Consider the following 1,647-nt stretch of genomic DNA (forward strand, 5'->3'; position numbering starts at 1 on the left):
CAAATGGCAGCCCAAGTTATTTCATCAAATGGAATGATTAAAGATAATCGGTTAACTAAACTAAATAATCGGGATGTTTATAAAGGGAAAGATGGTTATCTTTATGCATTGGATACTCAACATGGCCGTTTCGAACAAGTACATCCCAAGACAGGTAAACATCAAGGTGAGGTTGATATGGGGATGAGGCCCATAGATAACAGTATTGATAAGTCAGGTAGCCATGATTTAAAGGTTAAATAGTATGAAAAATATAATGAAGTTAATAGATATTCAGGATCATGTTTTAAGGCACGGAAATGTTTTTCGCTTACCAGCACAATGGCCTTATGAGGAATTTGTAGATTTTATGGTAGTTGATTTATCAAATACTGAACGCCCTTATGGATTGATTGTCACTTCTGGACATAAGGCTGGGTTGATATTGGTAAAACTACCAGCGGAATGTAGTTTAATTGAAACAAGGGGATTAAGCACCCAATGGATTATAGATAACTGGGCAAAATGGATTTACCCAGAATGTGATGTCAGTGACGTCTATGTATTCGAACGATATATAGCAACTCCAGTTGCTTGAATATAAACCTTGGCTTCGTGAACTACACTGTAAATGTTGGACAACCATCTGACCATTTAAGGTGTAGTTGATTAAGTCGGAGCAAAGTGGCTTACAGGCTAAAAAGTCGCGTCGGGGCGTTGTGGGTTGAGCATCAAACCGTACAGGGAAGAATTGACTGTAACATGCTGATTAAATTATGAAAATTGATATTTTCCGGTCAACTTCGCAATGGAATGCGTTGTTGTGGACAATAACCACCTCAGTGTGGAGAAGAATCAATCACGCAGTGAGGAACTGGTTAATTGTCAGGGTGATACCAGTTGCCGTTCTGCCGTTAGGGATAAATATCGGCAGGAGTATGACAAGGTTCAGGCATGAATAACAAGCTGTACTGGTGCAGAGCAATGTGTTGCCGTTGCCAAAGAACTGCGGGTATTACAAAGTGATTACAGCGCATTAATAGGAAAAATTCAGGGAAAAGCCAAGGTGAAATATTTTTTTTCACTTGGAGATGTAAATAACTACATTAAAAATAGGAGTATTTATCGGACTGACAAGTTATTAGTTTATATACTATCACCTGTATGATTTAACGTGAATTAACAATCAATCTTTGGATTAAAATTACTATTTAGAGAAATTTTGTGAAGTGTATTAAATGTGAAAGCCCAGCATTACATGAATCAGACTTTTGTGCAGCATGTGAAGAGAAAGAATTAAGTGGCATTGGCGGGTTTCTCTATTTACCTGCAATAAATCTTATCTTTTCAATATTTAGCTATTTATTTAGTTCATATAAAACAATGACAATCTTAAACTCTAGTTATGATTCTCTGGGTGAATTACGTATCCTTATAGGATTTGAGTTTTTCTGTTTTACAATTATTTTTGGAATTGCACTTTATACATCTATTCTCTTCTTTAGAAAAAAGAAGAAAACACCTTTGTTTTACATTATCCTGTTAGTTTTTACCTCATTATTTGTCATCACCGATTTAGCGTTGGCTCATTATGGATATGAAATAAAACTGGATTATAATCATCTTTTCTTGCTTTTTAGAACTGTGTTTTATGCATGTGTATGGGTG

The 1,647-nt window shown here is 35.6% G+C and carries 4 protein-coding genes; all 4 read left to right on the forward strand.

Annotated features, from left to right (window positions below):
- On the forward strand, nucleotides 1–243 hold a 243-nt coding region (locus C6H66_RS25390), incomplete at its 5' end, for a colicin E3/pyocin S6 family cytotoxin (protein WP_248000835.1).
- Between the two features lies 1 nt (nucleotide 244).
- Entirely contained in the window at nucleotides 245–577 is a 333-nt protein-coding gene (gene imm45 / locus C6H66_RS25395; RefSeq protein ID WP_248000836.1) for an Imm45 family immunity protein, read from the forward strand.
- A 210-nt stretch (nucleotides 578–787) separates the two neighbouring features.
- The gene (locus C6H66_RS27200) at nucleotides 788–937 is read left to right on the forward strand and encodes a hypothetical protein (RefSeq protein WP_248000837.1); all 150 of its coding nucleotides are present in this window, start codon (nucleotides 788–790) and stop codon (nucleotides 935–937) included.
- A gap of 266 nt (nucleotides 938–1,203) precedes the next feature.
- The coding region (locus C6H66_RS25405; RefSeq protein ID WP_105397075.1) for a DUF2569 family protein at nucleotides 1,204–1,647 on the forward strand (444 nt) is incomplete at its 3' end.

Source organism: Photorhabdus hindustanensis, from assembly GCF_002968995.1.
Lineage (GTDB): Bacteria > Pseudomonadota > Gammaproteobacteria > Enterobacterales > Enterobacteriaceae > Photorhabdus > Photorhabdus akhurstii.